The sequence below is a fragment of the Pseudonocardia sp. TMWB2A genome (assembly GCF_017312135.1).
In genome coordinates this window covers 775,754-792,810 of sequence record NZ_QKQY01000001.1, presented here as the reverse complement: position 1 = coordinate 792,810, position 17,057 = coordinate 775,754, and the positions used below count along the sequence as shown (strand labels likewise).

Below are 17,057 nucleotides of genomic sequence, written 5' to 3'. Positions count from 1 at the left end.
GATCGGGATTGTTCCTGAATAACGGCATATATAATGTTGTTATGAAAGGGATTTTGTGAAACGCTACCTTCTTCTTGCCAGCGCGGCTGCGCTGTCGTCTACGCCGTCCTTTGCGCAAGATGTGCGCGATGATAGCGATGATGAGGCCATTATCGTTACTGCGCTGGGCATCGAACAGCCGCAAAGCGACGCCAATGTCGCGATTGGCGTCCTCACCGAAGACCAGATCGAGCGCCAAGGCACCGCGACCGTCATCGACCAGATCGCGCGCCTTCCGGGTGTTTCCATCTCGCGCAACGGGCCGGTTGGCGGTTTTGCGGGCGTGCGTATCCGCGGCGCAGAAGCCGAACAAACCCGCGTCCTCATCGACGGCATCGCGGTCAATGATCCTTCCTCGCCCGGCGGCGGCTTTGACTTTGGGACGTTGTTGTCGACCAATATCCAGCAGCTCGAAGTGCTGCGCGGTGCGAACAGCACGACCTGGGGCAATCAGGCGCTTGGCGGCGTGGTTTCGATTCAGACGCTCGCGCCCGACGATCATGGCCTCAATGTCCAGGCTTTGGCCGAATATGGCAGCCATGACAGCAAGCGTGCGAGCATCGGTGTTGCCGACCAACGCGGCCCCGTCGCTTTCGCTTTTGGCGGTGGCTATTATGACACGGACGGTATCAGCGCGGCGGCAAATGGCACCGAAGCCGACGGGATGCGCCAATATCTTGCGCATGGCCGCATGGACATCAGCTTTGCCGCGCCAGTAACGGTCGAATTGCGCGGTTTTTACGCGCATAACCGTGTTGATCTCGACGGTTATGATTTCACCGTTAACGGCATTGCCGATCTCCCGGCCTATTCGACGTCGCAGCAAGCCAATGGCTATGGCGGCCTTAAAATTTCGCTGCTCAACGACGAATTTGTCAGCCGCATAGGATATAGCATTGCCGATTATAACCGCGACAATTTCGATAATGAACAGACGCGCGATGCAAGCTTCAAGGCGCGCGGACAGACCGAGACCATCGCTTATAAAGGCGATTGGACGGTTGCGAGCGGGCACCGCTTATTGTTCGGACTGGAGCGCGAAACCAACCGGCTCAAAACCGCAGATGCGTGGAGCAGCCTGACCGCTAGCAACCATGACGACAGCGCCTATGCGCAATGGCTGTTCCAGCCTGATGACCGCGTCAATTTGGTCACGGGTGTGCGTTACGACCATCATAGCGACTTTGGTGGCCACACTAACTTTTCCGCGAGCGGCTCTTATAAAATAAGCCCCGCGCTGCGTATCAAAACCAGCTTCAGCGAAGGCTATAAAGCCCCTACCCTGTTCCAGCTTGACGACAGCGCCGGCGGCTATGGCAATCCGGAACTCGCCCCCGAAACCGCGCGCGCTTTCGATGGCGGCATCGAAGCGCGTCTGCTTGACGGCACGCTGATTTTGGGTGCGACAGCCTTTACGCGCACGTCCAAAAACCAGATCGCTTTTGGCGATTGCACAATGGTCGCGGATAAACCGCAAGTCTGTCTTGACGGCAATCGTCAGTGGGGCACCTATTTCAACCTCACCAAAACCCGTGCGAACGGGATCGAACTGGAAGCCACCGCGCAGCCCATTCCCAATCTGGTCGTGACGGCCAATTACAGCCTGCTCAACGCCAAGGATATTTCGGCGAACAGCGTCACGAACGGTAACCGTCTTGCACGGCGGCCAGAACATAGCCTCAACAGCGCGATCAGCTACGAGCATCCGTCAGGCTGGATGATTGCGGCCGATATGAGGATTGTGTCGGACAGTTTTGACGACGCTTATAATGGTGTTCGTCTGGACGGATACCAATTGTTCGGCCTGCGCGCCAACGTGCCGGTGGGCCAATATCTGAGCCTGTTCGGGCGGGTCGAAAACCTTACCGATGTGCGATACCAGACGGCCTTTGGCTATAACAGCATGGGCCGGACCGCGAGCGTAGGTGTACGGGCGCGCTATTGATGCGGATGCTGGCCATCATCGGCTGCATCATATTGCTGAACGGGTGCGGGCGCGCGGAAGTGGAAGCTTCGCGCGCCGCCCTGTCAGGCAATGCTCCGTCCGGTATCGTCAGCATTGATTATTGTGCCGACCAGATGTTGTTGAAACTTGTCGACCGCAGCCGCATTGTTGGCGTTTCGCGCGAGGTAGAACTGGACCGTGAATTTTCGGTGCCGCGTGCAATGGGCTTACCACGCGTGCGGCCCGATATCGAGAGCATCCTCAAGGTCAATCCCTCCATTGTGGTCAAAAGCTATGGCGGCGGGCCGATGCTCGACGCGCAACTGCAAAAGGCTGGAATCAAGGTGGTGCAGCTTGGTTATGCGGCGACTTTGGCCGATATTGGTCCGCAGGCAATGACCACCGCGCGCGCCTTGGAGGCCGAAGCGGCAGGGCGCGATATGACCGCGCGATTGGACAGCCAGCTTGAGGTACCGGCACAACAGGGCAAGCCCCCTTCCCTCCTTTATGTCACCCCCGGCGGCGTGACGAGCGGGCCAGGCTCGATGATCGATGATATGATCCGCGCGAGCGGGTTCCGCAATTATGAAACACGCGCCGGTTGGCATAATCTGCCGCTTGAAGCCTTGACGCGCGATAAACCGGATGCGGTGCTGATGGCCTTTTTCGACAATCCCGCGCATGATCAGGATGCCTGGTCTTCGGCGCGGCATCCGCTGGTGCGGCAGATTCTGCGCGATGTGCCGCGTCTTGAAGTATCGGGCGCATCGGTGAGTTGCAGCAACTGGATGGCAGGCGATGTGGTGGAAAAACTCGGCGCACTGCGGAGAGATTTAGGGCGGAGAAGTTTATGAAACGCCCGACAAGCCGCATCATGACCTTCTTGCTGGGTGCCGCCCTAGTGGCGCTTGTGCTGGCTTCGCTTGCCATCGGCCAATTACCGTTTGGGCTAAGCGAGATTTTGCGCGGCGTTTCAGGCCAAGCCGACACCAGCACCACCCTCATCCTGTTCGACATCCGCCTGCCGCGTAGCATGGCCGCGCTGTCAATCGGCATTGTCCTCGGCGCATCGGGAGCGGCCTTGCAAGGGCTGCTGCGCAATCCGCTCGCCGAACCCGGCATATTGGGGATTTCTGCAAGTGCCGCTTTTGGCGCGACTACTGCACTCTATTTCGGCTATGGTGCGCTGTCGCCGGTGATTGTGCCACTGGCGGCGATCAGCACCGCGCTTTTAGCGACCGGCCTGATGAGCATTGCGGCCATTCGCGCGCGGGGCGTTGCGAGTTTGATCCTTGTCGGTGTCGGCCTGTCGAGCCTTGCCGGGGCGTTGATGTCGTTGCTGCTCAACTTTGCGCCCAACCCGTTTTCGCTCGCCGATATGGTGCGCTGGATGCTCGGATCGGTGGCGAACCGGAGCATCAATGATCTCCTCTACACCCTGCCTTTGATGTTGATCGGATTGATTTTTCTGTTGGTGGAGCGCCGGTCATTATCGGCGCTGAGTTTAGGCGAGGAAAGCGCGCACGGGCTTGGGGTTAACCTCAAGCGCACGCGCTTATTCATCATTTTGGGTGCCGGTATTGCGAGCGGAGCGAGTGTGGCTTTGGGCGGCGCCATCGGCTTTGTCGGGATGGTCGCACCACATCTGGTGCGCCCGCTTACTGGCTATGATCCGGGGCGGGCGGTCATTCCGTCGGCCTTGCTTGGCGGGATGATGGTGCTGGCCGCCGATATGATCGTGCGCGTATTGCCGACACCGGTAGAGCTGCAACTCGGTGTAATCATTGCCATAATCGGCGCGCCCTTGTTTATCTGGATTGCGGTCAAGCAGGGGAATATCCGTCATGGCTAGGCTTGCCGCGATTAACCTGACGGTGCGGGCGGGCACAGTCGATCTGGTATGCGATGCGTCGCTGAGCGTTGCGCCGGGCGAATTGGTCGCGCTAATCGGCCCCAATGGTGCGGGGAAATCCACGCTTTTGAAGGCGCTGATGGGGTTGGAAACAGCCGTATCGGGCGGTGTGATGCTGGATGCGCAGGATTTTGCCGCGATTACGCCGTTGGAACGCGCGCGCACGATTGCCTATCTGCCGCAAAGCCGCCCGCTCGCTTGGCCGTTGCTGGTGCGCGATATTGTCGCGCTTGGCCGCTTTGCCTATGGGGCCGCGCCGCACACGCTATCGGACGAAGATGAGGCCGCCGTGATCCATGCCTTGGAGGCCGTTGATGCCCTCCCCCTCGCAGGCCGCCGGTCGGATAGCCTGTCCGGCGGCGAGATGGCGCGCGTCCATCTGGCGCGCTGTTTTGCCGCGCAAACCCCGCTCATTCTTGCCGACGAGCCGCTCGCCGCGCTCGACCCGTTGCATCAATGGCAAGTGATGGACTTGCTCAAAGCCTATGTCGCGCGCGGGAATGGCGCGCTGGTCGTCATCCACGACCTCGCCCTAGCCTACCGCTTTGCCGACCGATTGGTCTGGATGCAGTACGGGCGCATCGTCGCAGAAGGCCCGCCGCGCGACAGCATGACGCCAGCGCGGCTTGCGCAAATCTATGGCATAGACGCCAAGATTACCCAAGACGGGATTAGCGTTTCAGGATTGCACAAGGGCTAGTGCGCGCCTCACGTCAAGCAGAGGCGCAAACACTCCATCAGATATGCAACGCCCTGCCCTCGGCGGCCAGCACCGCTTCGTGCATCATTTCGGACAAAGTCGGGTGCGGGAAAACGGTCTGGATGAAGTCGGTTTCAACCAGTTCGGCTTGCTTGCCGACCGTATAGCCCTGGATCAGTTCGGTGACTTCCGCGCCGATCATATGCGCGCCCAGTAACTCTCCGGTTTCCGCGTCGAAGACGGTTTTGATAAAGCCTTCCGCTTCGCCCAAGGCAATCGCTTTGCCATTGCCGATGAAGGGGAATTTGCCGACCTTGATTTTGCGTCCGGCCTCCTTGGCCTTGGCCTCGGTCATGCCGACGCTCGAAATTTGCGGATGGCAATAGGTGCAGCCCGGAATATTAGCCTTGTCCATAGCATGGGGGTGCACGTCCTTATTACCAAGGCTTTGGGCAATCGCTTCGGCGGCAATCACGCCTTCATGGCTCGCTTTATGCGCAAGCCAGGGCGGCGCGGTCACATCGCCGATGGCATAAACGCCCGCTACATTGGTGCGGCATAGCCCGTCCGTGTCGATATGGCCCTTGGTGGTTTTGATGCCCAAAGCCTCCAGCCCGATATTTTCGGTATTGGGCGCAATGCCGACCGCGACGATGACATGGCTGAAATCGGTTGGCGACACTTTGCCATCTTTGCCCTTGATGGCGGCGGTGATGCCATTGGCTTTGACGTCAATTTTTTCAACGCCCGCGCCGGTGAGGATAGTCATGCCTTGCTTGGTCAACGCCTTTTGGAGGAAGTCGGAAATTTCCGCATCTTCGACCGGCACGATACGGTCCATCATTTCGACGACCGTGACCTCGGCCCCCATATCATTATAGAAGCTCGCAAATTCGATCCCGATCGCGCCCGATCCGATGACCAGCAATTTGCTTGGCATTTCGGGCGGCGTCATGGCGGCGCGATAGGTCCAAACCCGCTTGCCGTCGGCCTTGGCAAAGGGGAGTTCGCGCGCGCGCGCGCCAGTCGCGATGATGATATTCTTGGCCTTGAGCGCGGTCGCTTTACCGTCCTTGGTGACGGTGATGCTATCTTTAGCAGTCAGAACGCCGTCGCCCATATGGACGTCGATTTTGTTCTTTTTCATGAGATGCGTGACGCCCTGATTAAGCTGCTTCGCCACCCCGCGCGAGCGCTTGACCACTGCGTCCAGATCCGCGCTGATTTTCTCGGCAGCGAGGCCATAATCTTTCGCATGGCTCATATAATGGAAAATTTCCGCCGACCGCAGCAGCGCTTTGGTTGGAATACAGCCCCAATTCAGACAAATCCCCCCCAGATTTTCGCGCTCGACAATCGCGGTTTTAAGACCAAGTTGCGCCGCGCGGATCGCCGCAACATAGCCACCCGGACCGGAGCCGAGAACGATAAGGTCATAGGTTTGAGCCATTAGTATTTTTCCTAATCATACGACCAAAAAGGTCCGAAAACTGTTTCCAAATATTGGTATCTTGAATCAAAATAGTGTCACGAGTGACACGGCGAGGGTCGGAACCTACGGCCTCACACAGAGCCGAACATAAATCTTGCCAACCATGTTGTGTATTGAGCGAAGGATGCGCCCGAATGACGCTGTCATAAACATCCCCTACTGTAATCCAGTGTTGTGCATCCTCATAATTTAACGCTATTCCCAATCGTTCTTCCGCGTCCTGCAGGGCCTCAACCTCGTCGCCATCACCAGCCAATCCGATCGTATGAAGCGCGCGCATAACTCCTCCGATGCACCTTGTTTATTCAGCGTGTCACGAACTGGCCGCACAACATCTTTCAAAATAACCAGCGCCATCACCACATAGGCGGCCGCCCAAATGAGCTGTGTCTGCGCTGGCCAAATCCAATTGGCAGCGGCTGCAATGAGTGCAGTTGCTACCAACCCGATCAGTATATGCGGCAGATACTTGATGAGGCCCATAACTTTACTCCTCTCCCCTCTGGGCAGAGGCCTGCTCCGTTATCGAGATCAAGCCACCAATCCCAGCGGGCTTTCGATGAGTTCCTTCAAGGCCTTCATTAATTGCGCGCCGTCTGCGCCGTCAATCGCGCGGTGGTCGAAGCTGCCGGTGGCGGACATGACGGTTGCAATGGCGAGCGCGTCATCGACGATATAGGGGCGCTTTTCGCCCGCGCCGACCGCGAGGATCATGCCTTGGGGCGGGTTGATGACCGCGTCAAACTGCTTGATGCCGAACATCCCCATGTTGGAGAGCGAAGCGGTGCCGCCCTGATATTCATGCGGTTGCAGCTTGCCTTCCTTGGCGCGGCCCGCCAGTTCGCCCATTTCGGTCGAAATGGCGGAAATCGCCTTGCCGTCCGCGCCGGTTATGATCGGCGTGATAAGGCCGTTGGGGACGCTAACCGCCACCGAAATATCCGCGCGGTCATAGCTGACCAACTGGTCACCGAAGATCGACACATTACATTTGGGCACTTGCTTGAGCGCGGTCGCGAGCGCCTTGATCAGCATATCATTGACCGACAGCTTGATGCCGCGCGGTTCGAGGCTCGCATTTAACTCACCACGCAATTTGAGTAGCGCGTCGAGGCGGATATCGACCGTCAAATAAATATGCGGAATGGTCTGCTTGGCTTCGGTCAGGCGGCGCGCGATGGTCTTGCGCATATTCGATAATTTTTCGCTCGTGTGCGGAATGTCGGCAAAAGGTGCGGGAACTTCGCCCGATGCAGCCGGAGCGGGGGCGCTTGTAGCGGGGGCGGCTGCATTGGCGGCAGGGGTTGTAGCGGCCTCTGCTCCGGGCTGCGCGCCTTCGACATCGACCTTGATGATGCGGCCATTGGGGCCGGAACCGGTGAGATCTGCAAGGTCCACACCCTTTTGATCGGCAATACGGCGCGCGAGCGGGGAGGCTTTGATGCGTTCGCCCTTCCCGCTTTCCGGCTTGGCGGGCTCTGCTTTCTTATTCTCCGCTAGTCCTGAGCTTGTCGAAGGACGTGTTTCGGTTTCACCCCGTGCTTCGACAGGCTCAGCACTAGCGGGCTGGGAGCCAGCCGGTTTGGGCGCTTCTGCCGCTGGGGCCGCTTTTGCGCTCACGGCATCTTCACCTTCTTCAGCGATCATCGCGATGACGGTGCCGACTTTCACATTGTCGGTACCCGCAGGCACCAGAATTTGCGCAATCACCCCTTCATCGACCGCTTCAAATTCCATCGTCGCCTTGTCGGTCTCGATTTCGGCGATAAGATCACCCGATTGGACCGTATCGCCCTCCTTGACCAACCACTTGGCCAGCGTCCCTTCTTCCATCGTCGGCGACAAAGCGGGCATTTTAAGCTCAATCGGCATAATCAGGATATTCCTCGAATTTTATGTGTATGTCGTAGCGTTCCTTCCCTTCCACCGCATTTTAGGGGTAAAGGTCAAGGGGCAATACGCGGCTTGTGCTTGCGTTTCTTGCAATTGTGAAGCAGGCTCCGCCACGCATAGGTCATAGGGGGCAAAGATGCGCACCTATCTTGTAGTGATTGATGAAAGTCCCGAATCCGCGCTAGCCATGCGGTTTGCCGCGCGGCGTGCGGCGAAAACGGGCGGCGCTGTTCATGTGCTGACCGTCACCGAGCCACAGGAATTTGTGCCGTGGGGCGATGTGCAGGCAACCATTGAAGCCGAAGCGCAGGAGCGCGCAGAAAATCTGGTGCGGCAGGCGGCGGGCGCTTTGGTCGAGGAAAGCGGTATCCGCCCGTCCATCACCGTGGTGCAAGGGAAAGGCCATGAAGCGGTGCGCGAATTGCTCGCCAATCATCCGGAGATTGCGGCGCTCGTGCTGGGGGCCGCCGCCAGCGGCGCGCCGGGCCCGCTTGTCCAGCATTTTTCCGGAAATGATGCGGGCACCCTTCCCTGTCCGGTGATGATTATCCCCGGCTCTTTGTCCGCCGAAGATGTGGATAGGCTGAGCTAAGGGCAGAGCCTACGCTTTAGCGTTTGCGCCCTTGATGGCGGATATTGCCGGGGCGGCCACGCGGACCAGCTTTATATTTGCCCGCCATTTTGGGTTTCGGCCCCTTGCCGTCGCGGCGCACCGGCCCTCTCCCCCGCATCGGCAGATGGTTAGCGCCTTCGGGCAGTTCAAAGCGCAGGCTGCCAGTCAAAGGATTGGCCTCGGCCAACCGCAGCTCCAGCCTTTGTCCGCTATGATAGGTGTCGCCGCTTTCCTCGCCGATCAAGGATTGCGAGGCTTCATCATAATGGAAGCGTTCGATGCCGAGTGTGGACACCGGCACCAAGCCATCACCGCCCAACCCTTCCACAGTTGCGAAAAAGCCGAAAGGCTGGACGCCGGTGATGCGGGTCGGCAATATCTGCCCGACTTTTTCCGCAAGAAAGGCGGCGACATAGCGGTCGATGGTTTCGCGTTCCGCCTCCATCGCGCGGCGCTCATATTGGCTGATAAGCTCGCCAATCACTGCAAGCCGCGTATAGTCATCCCCCGAAAGCGTTGTGGTGCGCGGAACTTGCTTATCGGCAGGTGTCGGCATTTCCAGATGATAAGCGCCAACCAGCGAGCGGTGCACGAGCAAATCCGCATAGCGCCGGATCGGCGAGGTGAAATGCGCATAACTCCCCAACGCCAGCCCGAAATGCCCTGCATTTTGAGGGGCATAATAGGCCTGTGTCTGGCTGCGCAAAATCTGTTCCATGATTTGCGGCTTGGCATCGCTCGTCATGATTTGCGTGATGATGCGGTTGAAGGTCGCGGGCCGCACCACCTGACCCAGCGCAAAATTAATGCCGTGGGTGGCGAGATAATCTTTCAGCGCGGCCAGTTTTTCCCGGCTTGGCGGTTCATGGACGCGGTACATGACCGGCGCTTTTTGGGCCTCCAAAGCCTTGGCTGCCGCAACATTGGCGGCAATCATATAATCTTCGATGAGCCGGTGCGCGTCGAGCCGCTCGCGCACCGCGACCGACACAATGCTACCCTGATCGTCCAGCACGACGCGGCGTTCAGGAAGGTCCAACTCCAACGGCTCGCGCTTGTCCCGCGCCTTTGCGAGCAGGTGCCAGCAATCCCATAAGGGCCGCAATGCCTGTTCGACCAGATCGACGCCATCGGGCGCGAGCCGGTCGAGGTGCTGACCCTTGCCGCGGAACAGGTCGAGCGCCTCGCGATGTTCGGGTGCGACATCGTCCGGCGTCATCGCGGCCTGCGCGACTTCATAAGGGATATTAGCCCGGATGCGGATGAGCGCGCGGGTGAAGCGCCAGCTTTTCAATTGGCCATTTTTGTCGATGACCATATGGCACGCCATCGCCGCGCGGTCTTCACCTGCTTTCAACGAACATTTGTCCGACGATAAAGCATGGGGCAGCATCGGCACCACGCGGTCGGGGAAATAGACGCTATTGCCGCGTTTGCGCGCTTGCCTATCGAGCGCGCTGCCGGGGCGGACATAAAAGCTCACATCGGCAATCGCGACGATCGCCTGGTAGCCGCCCGCATTGGCTGAATCCTCGTCGGGCGCGGCCCACACCGCATCGTCAAAATCGCGCGCGTCCACCGGATCAATCGCGATAATCGGAAGCCCGCGCAAATCCTCGCGATGATCGGCGGCAAGATCGAGTTTCGACACGCGCTCGGCATCGTCCAGCACCTCTTCGGGGAAGTGGTTGGGGATGCCATATTTGTTGATCGCGATGAGACTGAAACTTTTGGGCGCAAGCGGGTCGCCCAGAATCTGAGTGACGCGCACCATCTGGCGCGGCGGACGGCCTGAAGGCTCGCCCAATACCAGATCGCCGGGTTTCGCCTCGCCAATATCGCTGACCAGATAGTCATGACGCTGGCGCTTGTCGATCGAGCGCACCCAATAACGCGGCCCCCGGCTGCTTTCCTCCTGCTCGATCACCCCCATGACGAGATCAGCGGAAGCTTGTAGTTTTTTCATCACATGGGCGACATAGCCCGATCCACGCTCTTCGGTGCGCGCAAGGATGCGGTCGCCAACGCCCAGCGCAGATTTGCGCCCTTTTTCCAGGATACGGACATGCGGCGGCGGCTTGCCTTCGGCTTCCCACCGGTCGGGCACCGCAACAGGCTGGTCGCCGTCAATATTGACGATACGCAGCACCGTAACCTTGGGTACGCCGCCCATTTTGTGAAACGCCCGCCCCGGCGCGCTGTCGATAAGCCCCTCATCACTCATATCCTTGAGCAAGGCTTTTAATGCGATTTTTTCATTGCCCTTAAGGCCGAATTCGCGCGCAATTTCGCGCTTGCCCGCAGGTTGGTCGCTTTCGGTGATGAACGCGATAATCTGCTCGCGGGTCGGAAGGCCCGGCTTGGTGGATGATTTCGGCTTGGATATTTTCGCTTTTGCCATGCTCTATCCTGTAAGGCGTTAGCGGGAAAAGGCCAATGTCCAATTGGTAACCCGACATAAACAACGGGCGTCCCGCGATGCCGCAGAACGCCCGCTACTTTGATCAGAGCTTCAAGACCTTGGCCTCAATAGGCTTTGGCAATCAATATGCGTTCGACCGCAGGTTCGCCGGTGAAGAAGCAAATGCCTTCGACATCCTCCGAGCCCAAGGGCACGTTGCGCATGGTGAGTTTGAGCGCCTTGAGCTGTTCGACAATCTTGTCGAGTTTTTCGCCCGACGGGCGGCACCAGCTCACTTCAACCCAGCCCGGATATTTTTCGCCTTCATAATAGGCTTTGAGCGCGTCCATATCGTGGATGTCGCGGCGGATGCGGCGTTCAAGCGCGGCGCGCGCGCGGCTATGCAGGCCGGTCTGGATAGCTTCGAGCAAGGAAACTGCGCTGTCTGCGAAGTTTTGTTTGGGCTGGATGGCCGAAGCAAGTTTGCCGTCATCCTTGTAAAGCGCGTCACGGCGGATGACCGACACATTGCCGCCCGCAACATCGCGGCCACCAATTTCGATAATGACCGGCGCGCCTTTTTTGACCCAGCCCCACCGCTTGGTCGCGGCTTTTTCGGCGCGGAGGTCAAGATACACGCGCACCGCTTCCCCGAACACGTCAAGCGCCTTCAACTGTTTGGCAAAATCACGCGCATAGGCAATAATCGCTTCATCGCCTTCATCGTCGCGCAGCATCGGCACGATAACAATCTGGTGCGGCGCAACGCGCGGCGGCACTTGCAGACCGTCATCATCGCCATGCGTCATGATGAGGCCGCCAATCATGCGCGTCGACATGCCCCAACTGGTCGTATGGGCGAGCGCAAGGCCGCCTTCCTTGTCCTGATAGCGGATATTTTGCGCTTGGGCGAAATTGGTGCCGAGATAGTGCGAGGTGCCGGCTTGCAACGCCTTGCCGTCCTGCATCATCGCTTCGATCGAATAGGTCGCAACCGCGCCGGGGAAGCGTTCATGCTCCGGCTTTTCGCCCGCGACGACCGGCATCGCAACCACATCTTCGGCAAAGCTGCGATAGACTTCGAGGCCTTCCAGGGTCGATTCCATCGCATCGGCGGCGGTCGCATGGGCGGTGTGCGCCTCCTGCCACAAAAATTCGCTGGTACGCAGGAACATGCGGGTGCGCATTTCCCAGCGCACGACATTGGCCCATTGGTTGATAAGCACCGGCAAGTCGCGCCAGCTTTGCACCCAGCGCGAAAAAGCTGCGCCAATGACCATTTCTGAGGTCGGGCGCACCACCAGCGGCTCTTCCAGTTCCGCCGCCGGATCGGGCACCAAAGTGCCATCCTTGGTAATCAGCCGGTGATGGGTGACGACCGCCATTTCCTTGGCGAAACCGTCAACATGTTCGGCTTCCTTGGCGAAATAATTTAACGGAATGAACAGCGGGAAATAGCAATTATCATAGCCGACATCCTTGATGCGGCGGTCAAGCTGCTGCTGGATGCGCTCCCAAATGCCATAGCCCCACGGACGAATGACCATACAGCCGCGCACGCCCGATTCTTCGGCCATATCGGCTTCCTTGACGACCTCCTGATACCAGGCGGCGAAATCCTTTTCGCGGGTGACCGAGAGCGCGTGCTTGATAGCCATGATGTTCCGTTATGTTTTTAGTTGATCGTCAAGGGTAAGGAAAAAGCCGCGCAAGCGATGCGCGCCCTTTCACTTTTTCGCTTTAAGCGCGTCGAGTTCGGCCTTCAACCGTTCTATTTCAAGGTCGCGCGCGTCTGTCTTATTCGGGGCGCTATCCGGCGCGGCGCTGCCCGGCTTACCACTATCTGCCTTACCACCGTCTGCCTTTCCATCACCCTGCGGGCGGAAAGCGTTGGTGGCGGCTTCGAACATCTGCATGTTGCGCTTGGCGATTTCGGCCAGCGGTCCGCCCGACAAGGCACCTTGCAGCGCGCTATGGAATTGGCGCTGGTTCTGGCGGAAACTGTCCATTGACGCTTCCAGATATTGCGGCACCATCGCCTGCATGGAATCGCCATACATGGAGATAAGCTGGCGCAGGAAGCTTACCGGCAACATGGTTTGCCCGCGCGCTTCTTCTTCCATGATGATCTGGGTCAAGACGCTGCGCGTAATATCTTCGCCGCTCTTGGCATCAACCACGGTAAATTCGGTCCCGCCGCGCGTCATCGCGGCCAGGTCATCGAGCGTGATATAACAGCTTTTATCCGTATTATAGAGGCGGCGGTTGGCATATTTTTTGATAATGATGGGGGCGGTGTTACCGTCAACGTCTGTGTCTTTGTGCGACTTGTTGCTGCTACGTGCCATATTGGCTTAACTCTCACCGAAAGGGGGATGCAAAATGCGTATATGTTGCGTAGCACAAGATGTTGATGCACCGCAACATCAGGACGAACCGGTCCGTAGTTGCGGCAAATACCGGCACGGCAGAATAGGAGCAAGACAGGCATGACCCCCGACCAGCAAAAGCCGCGCCCGCTGCCCTTATTCCTCGATCTGGTGCGCGAAATTGCGGTGGAGGATCCGGCTTTATCGGCCAAGGCGCTGAAAGGTCTGGCGCTTTACCAGCAGGCCGAGCGCCACCCTTCGGCCCGCGCCACCATTATTGCAGCGCAAAAAGGGCGGGTGCGGTTGCTCGATTATGGCGGCGGAGGCCCGGCCGTTATTTTCGTGCCGTCGATTATCAACCCGCATTTCATTCTGGACCTCGCGCCGGGCAATAGTCTGGCCGAATTTGTGCGCGCGCAAGGCTTTCGCGTGCTGCTGGTCGATTGGGGCTATCCAACGCCTGCCGACCGTGCCGAAGATATTGGCGCGCATGTCACCGATTATCTGGTGCCGCTGATAAATGAGATCGGGGGCGCGTCGGAACCGCCGCATCTGGTCGGCTATTGCCTTGGCGGCGTCATGGCCTTGGTTGCCGCGCATCTCGCGAAGGTTGCCAGCCTGTCGATGATCGCCTCCCCTTGGCATTTCGATCATTATGGCGAGGACCGCGCAATGTTGGCGGGCTTATGGACCGACAATCAGGAAGCCTGCGCTGCTTTAGGACTGGTGCCGATGGAAGTGTTGCAAGCCGCTTTCTGGCGCATGGACCCTGACCGCACCGTGCGCAAATATGCAAGATTGCCGGAAGTAGCGCCCGACAAGCTCGCGCAATTTGTCGCGCTTGAAGATTGGGCCAATGATGGCGCGCCGCTCACCTATGCGGCGGGCGAACAATTATTTGCCGCCTTCTTCACCGGCAATCTCACCGGCAAAGGCGAATGGCGCGTCGGCGGGCAAAGGATAAGCCCCGAAACCCTCCCCTGCCCCGCGCGGCAATTTGTGTCGACCACCGACCGTATTGTGCCGGTCGATAGTTGTCCGGACTCTATCGAGGCCATCCCCTCGCCTGCGGGCCATGTCGGCATGGTCGTAGGCTCCACCGCGCGCCCGACTTTATGGTCGCCTCTTGCAAAGTGGCTTTCGCAGGTGCAGCATAAACGCCAATCGTGAAAAGAGTCGCCTTATCAGCGTCCGTCTCACCTTGATCCGTTTATTCCTGTCCGGAGATTTTGCATGACCGAAGTCGTTATCACCGCCGCCCGCCGCACCCCTGTGGGGAGCTTTTTAGGCGCTTTCGCAACTGTGCCCGCGCATGAGCTGGGCAAGGTTGCAATTGAAGCCGCATTGGCCGATGCAGGCGTCAAACCCGAAGAGGTTTCCGAAGTCATTATGGGTCAGGTGCTGACCGCTGGCGAAGGGCAAAATCCTGCGCGTCAGGCGTCGATGGCGGCGGGCGTTCCCAAGGAAGTCCCGGCATGGGGGCTTAATCAGGTGTGCGGGTCGGGCCTGCGTGCGGTTGCTCTTGCAACCCAAGCCATCCAGACTGGCGATTCCACCATTGTCGTCGCCGGTGGTCAGGAAAGCATGTCCAAATCCGTCCATGCGCAAAACTTGCGCGGCGGCACCAAAATGGGCGGCGTCGAATTTGTCGATACGATGATCAAGGACGGTCTCACCGACGTGTTCAACAATTATCATATGGGCATCACCGCGGAAAATCTCGCCGAACAATATCAGATCAGCCGCGACGCGCAGGATGAACTGGCGGTTGCATCGCAAAATAAAGCCGAAGCCGCGCGCAGCGAAGGCCGCTTCTCCAAGGAAATTGCGCCCGTCACCGTCACAAGCCGCAAGGGCGATATTGTCGTCGATCAGGATGAATATATTCGCGCTGGCGCAACCAAGGAAGCCATGTCGGGTTTACGCCCTGCTTTCAAAAAGGATGGCAGCGTCACGGCGGGCAATGCGAGCGGCATTAATGACGGCGCGGCGGCGCTCGTTCTCATGAGCCGCGAAGAAGCCGAAAAGCGTGGCGCGCCCATCCTTGCGCGCGTCGCAAGCTGGGCGACCGCAGGCGTTGACCCGTCGATCATGGGCATCGGTCCCGTGCCCGCAACCAAAAAGGCGCTCGAAAAAGCAGGGTGGAGCGTCGATGATCTTGACCTTATCGAAGCCAATGAAGCCTTTGCCGCTCAAGCCTTGTCGGTGTGCAAGGAACTCGGTCTTCCGGCGGACAAGGTCAATGTCAATGGCGGCGCGATTGCCATCGGCCACCCGATCGGCGCATCGGGCGCGCGCGTATTGACGACCTTGCTCCACGAAATGGAACGCCGCGACGCCAAGAAAGGCCTTGCAACGCTGTGCATCGGCGGCGGCATGGGCATCGCCTTGTGCGTTGAACGGTAAGTCTTGCGCTAAATAGCCCCTCCTCCTTCAGGGGAGGGGCCTACGCAGCCTTATGCCCCGGAGCGAAGCGAAGGGGAGTTAGGCGAAGTGGGGTGGGGTCTGTCCGTCTGGCACTGTGCCAACCGCAAAACCCCAACCCATTACGACTAAGAATTTTCGCTAACGCGTAAAATTCCTAAGTCTCCGTTGCCCCTCCTCTGAAGAGGAGGGGCTAGATTTTCATAAATTCAGCCCCAAATCCGGTCGTAGCGCGCGCCAAGCCCTGTGAGCAGCTCATATTGTGACAGGCCGGATGCAGCGGCGGTTGCGGGGAGGTCATAGTCTATTGCGACCCAATCGCCTGCGGTGACCGCGCAGTCTTCGAGGATAGCGAGCGCGACCAGATCCATCGACACGCGACCGACCAGTTTCAACGCCTGTCCTTCAAAATGCGCGCCGCCCTTCCCGCCGGAAAAGCAACGCAAATAGCCATCGGCATAGCCCAGATTGATGATTGCGATACGCTGGTCCTGTCGCGGGGTGTAGGTCGCATTATAGCCGACCGGCGCGCCCGCTTTGACCGTGCGGGTCTGGAGCACTTGCACCTCGGGAAATACCACTTGGCGGATATGACCAAGACAGGCATCGCGCGCAATCCCGCCGTAAAGCGCCAAGCCGGGGCGGGTCAGATCGAACGCATAGTCCGCGCCCAGACAAATCCCGGCGCTGTTGGAAAGGCTGTAGCGGTCGGCGGTGATGCCCGCTTTCAAAGCCTGAAACCGCGCAAGCTGCTCGGCATTTTGCGGCACATCTTCATCGGCGCTTGCCAGATGGCTCAAAAGCGTGCGGACCGGAAGACCATCAAGCGCGCCGGACAGGGCTTCGTCCATCGTCAGGCCAAGCCGGCTCATGCCGGTATCGACCATCACGTCGCAGGGACGCCCTTCCCCCGCTTGCCGCCAGCGCGCAATCTGCTCGATACTGTTGAGCACGGGCCGCGCGCGTGACGCAGCCGCCATCGCCATATCATCGTCGCGCACGCCATGCAGCACCGACAGGCCGGCGTCGTCCGCAAGCAGGGGCAATATATCCGCCGCTTCGGCCCAGCTTGCGACAAAAAAGTCCCGACATCCGGCGTTTTGCAAATGCTCCACCGCGCCGCGTGCGCCCAAGCCATAGGCATTGGCCTTGACCGCCGCACCGCACGCCGCACCGCCGCTTTGCGCCGCCAGCCAGCGCCAGTTGGACTGGAGCGCATCTATTGAAAGGGAAAGGCGAAGCGGGGCAATATGTTCGGTCACGCGGCTC

The 17,057-nt window shown here is 59.0% G+C and carries 14 protein-coding genes; 7 read left to right on the top strand and 7 right to left on the bottom strand.

Going from position 1 to position 17,057, the window contains the following annotated elements:
• The first annotated feature begins 55 nt into the window (after positions 1-55).
• From DMP17_RS03615 to DMP17_RS03600, 4 genes are read left to right on the top strand one after another with little or no spacing between them, the layout of a single operon-like run.
• Complete coding sequence (locus tag DMP17_RS03615) at positions 56-1,984, top strand: TonB-dependent receptor plug domain-containing protein (RefSeq protein WP_337827720.1); 1,929 nt, start codon at positions 56-58, stop codon at positions 1,982-1,984.
• Positions 1,985-1,989: 5 nt separating this feature from the next.
• The gene (locus tag DMP17_RS03610) at positions 1,990-2,838 is read left to right on the top strand and encodes an ABC transporter substrate-binding protein (protein WP_337827719.1); all 849 of its coding nucleotides are present in this window, start codon (positions 1,990-1,992) and stop codon (positions 2,836-2,838) included.
• Entirely contained in the window at positions 2,835-3,836 is a 1,002-nt protein-coding gene (locus DMP17_RS03605; protein ID WP_337827718.1) for a FecCD family ABC transporter permease, read from the top strand. Before DMP17_RS03610 ends, DMP17_RS03605 begins: the two co-directional genes overlap by 4 nt.
• Positions 3,829-4,596 carry an ABC transporter ATP-binding protein gene (locus tag DMP17_RS03600; RefSeq protein WP_337827717.1) on the top strand — a complete coding sequence of 256 codons (768 nt, stop codon included), beginning with the start codon at positions 3,829-3,831 and terminating at the stop codon, positions 4,594-4,596. Before DMP17_RS03605 ends, DMP17_RS03600 begins: the two co-directional genes overlap by 8 nt.
• 37 nt (positions 4,597-4,633) lie before the next feature.
• On the opposite strand, the gene lpdA is transcribed toward DMP17_RS03600, so the two are convergent.
• The 3 genes from lpdA to DMP17_RS03585 all read right to left on the bottom strand — a co-directional run bounded on the left by lpdA (position 4,634) and on the right by DMP17_RS03585 (position 7,960).
• On the bottom strand, positions 4,634-6,046 hold the full coding sequence (gene lpdA / locus DMP17_RS03595) for a dihydrolipoyl dehydrogenase (RefSeq protein WP_337827716.1): 1,413 nt from the start codon (positions 6,044-6,046) through the stop codon (positions 4,634-4,636).
• Positions 6,030-6,368, bottom strand: coding sequence for a hypothetical protein (locus DMP17_RS03590; protein WP_337827715.1), 339 nt, complete (start codon positions 6,366-6,368; stop codon positions 6,030-6,032). The genes lpdA and DMP17_RS03590 overlap by 17 nt, the downstream gene beginning before the upstream one ends.
• Before the next feature lie 251 nt (positions 6,369-6,619).
• Complete coding sequence (locus DMP17_RS03585) at positions 6,620-7,960, bottom strand: pyruvate dehydrogenase complex dihydrolipoamide acetyltransferase (RefSeq protein ID WP_337827714.1); 1,341 nt, start codon at positions 7,958-7,960, stop codon at positions 6,620-6,622.
• A 157-nt stretch (positions 7,961-8,117) separates the two neighbouring features.
• Here DMP17_RS03585 and DMP17_RS03580 point away from each other — a divergent pair, with 157 nt between their 5' ends.
• Positions 8,118-8,573, top strand: a complete 456-nt coding sequence (locus tag DMP17_RS03580; protein WP_337827713.1) for a universal stress protein — start codon at positions 8,118-8,120, stop codon at positions 8,571-8,573.
• Between the two features lie 16 nt (positions 8,574-8,589).
• Here the strand turns inward: DMP17_RS03580 and DMP17_RS03575 are convergent, their stop codons facing one another.
• The 3 genes from DMP17_RS03575 to phaR form a co-directional block, all read right to left on the bottom strand.
• Positions 8,590-10,995, bottom strand: a complete 2,406-nt coding sequence (locus DMP17_RS03575; RefSeq protein ID WP_337827712.1) for a ribonuclease R family protein — start codon at positions 10,993-10,995, stop codon at positions 8,590-8,592.
• A gap of 125 nt (positions 10,996-11,120) precedes the next feature.
• Positions 11,121-12,653 (bottom strand): proline--tRNA ligase, encoded by a 1,533-nt coding sequence (gene proS, locus DMP17_RS03570; protein ID WP_337827711.1) that lies wholly within the window; start codon positions 12,651-12,653, stop codon positions 11,121-11,123.
• Between the two features lie 69 nt (positions 12,654-12,722).
• Entirely contained in the window at positions 12,723-13,343 is a 621-nt protein-coding gene (gene phaR / locus DMP17_RS03565; protein ID WP_337827710.1) for a polyhydroxyalkanoate synthesis repressor PhaR, read from the bottom strand.
• Positions 13,344-13,484: 141 nt separating this feature from the next.
• Here phaR and DMP17_RS03560 point away from each other — a divergent pair, with 141 nt between their 5' ends.
• Entirely contained in the window at positions 13,485-14,534 is a 1,050-nt protein-coding gene (locus tag DMP17_RS03560; RefSeq protein ID WP_337827709.1) for an alpha/beta fold hydrolase, read from the top strand.
• Positions 14,535-14,597: 63 nt separating this feature from the next.
• On the top strand, positions 14,598-15,770 hold the full coding sequence (locus DMP17_RS03555) for an acetyl-CoA C-acetyltransferase (protein WP_337827708.1): 1,173 nt from the start codon (positions 14,598-14,600) through the stop codon (positions 15,768-15,770).
• 227 nt (positions 15,771-15,997) lie between these two features.
• On the opposite strand, the gene DMP17_RS03550 is transcribed toward DMP17_RS03555, so the two are convergent.
• Positions 15,998-17,050, bottom strand: coding sequence for an alanine racemase (locus DMP17_RS03550; protein WP_337827707.1), 1,053 nt, complete (start codon positions 17,048-17,050; stop codon positions 15,998-16,000).
• Between the last annotated feature and the right edge of the window lie 7 nt (positions 17,051-17,057).

Excerpts from the sequence above, each read along its gene's own strand:
- DMP17_RS03610 (WP_337827719.1), top strand. The coding sequence starts at position 1,990 with ATGCTGGCCATCATCGGCTGCATCATATTGCTGAACGGGTGCGGGCGC.
- DMP17_RS03605 (WP_337827718.1), top strand. The coding sequence starts at position 2,835 with ATGAAACGCCCGACAAGCCGCATCATGACCTTCTTGCTGGGTGCCGCC.
- DMP17_RS03600 (WP_337827717.1), top strand. The coding sequence starts at position 3,829 with ATGGCTAGGCTTGCCGCGATTAACCTGACGGTGCGGGCGGGCACAGTC.
- lpdA (WP_337827716.1), bottom strand. The coding sequence starts at position 6,046 with ATGGCTCAAACCTATGACCTTATCGTTCTCGGCTCCGGTCCGGGTGGC.
- DMP17_RS03590 (WP_337827715.1), bottom strand. The coding sequence starts at position 6,368 with ATGCGCGCGCTTCATACGATCGGATTGGCTGGTGATGGCGACGAGGTT.
- DMP17_RS03585 (WP_337827714.1), bottom strand. The coding sequence starts at position 7,960 with ATGCCGATTGAGCTTAAAATGCCCGCTTTGTCGCCGACGATGGAAGAA.
- DMP17_RS03580 (WP_337827713.1), top strand. The coding sequence starts at position 8,118 with ATGCGCACCTATCTTGTAGTGATTGATGAAAGTCCCGAATCCGCGCTA.
- DMP17_RS03575 (WP_337827712.1), bottom strand. The coding sequence starts at position 10,995 with ATGGCAAAAGCGAAAATATCCAAGCCGAAATCATCCACCAAGCCGGGC.
- proS (WP_337827711.1), bottom strand. The coding sequence starts at position 12,653 with ATGGCTATCAAGCACGCGCTCTCGGTCACCCGCGAAAAGGATTTCGCC.
- phaR (WP_337827710.1), bottom strand. The coding sequence starts at position 13,343 with ATGGCACGTAGCAGCAACAAGTCGCACAAAGACACAGACGTTGACGGT.
- DMP17_RS03560 (WP_337827709.1), top strand. The coding sequence starts at position 13,485 with ATGACCCCCGACCAGCAAAAGCCGCGCCCGCTGCCCTTATTCCTCGAT.
- DMP17_RS03555 (WP_337827708.1), top strand. The coding sequence starts at position 14,598 with ATGACCGAAGTCGTTATCACCGCCGCCCGCCGCACCCCTGTGGGGAGC.